The organism is Streptococcus sp. DD10 (assembly GCF_001578805.1).
Lineage (GTDB): Bacteria > Bacillota > Bacilli > Lactobacillales > Streptococcaceae > Streptococcus.
Genome location: NZ_KQ969215.1, coordinates 1 through 363 on the forward strand (window position 1 = coordinate 1; position 363 = coordinate 363).

The window sequence follows — 363 nt, forward strand, 5'->3', positions numbered from 1 at the left end:
CATCAACTTGAGCTACCTCAAGGAGCACTTTTACACAGCGACCAGGGATCTGTCTACACTTCAAAAGCCTACTATCAAGCTTGTACAGAAAAAGGCATCATCCGCTCCATGTCCCGAAAAGGAACACCAGCAGATAATGCCTGTATCGAATGGTTCCATTCTGTTCTCAAGTCTGAAACCTTCTATCTCCATAAGTGGAAAAACTTGACTAAAGATAGTATAACAGATATAGTCAAGAATTACATCATATTTTATAATGAAACTAGAGTTCAACAAAGATTAAACGATCTGTCTCCTGTAGAGTACAGAAAACTGGCCGCATAAGAGGGGTTTTCTCTTGTCCCATCATTGGGGTGCAGTGCC

1 protein-coding gene is annotated in these 363 nt (G+C 41.0%); it reads left to right on the forward strand.

Translation table 11 applies throughout. From position 1 onward, the window contains the following. Nucleotides 1-324 (forward strand): IS3 family transposase (locus STRDD10_RS10145; protein WP_156468670.1); only part of this gene is annotated, 324 nt, incomplete at its 5' end. Nucleotides 325-363 lie beyond the last annotated feature (39 nt).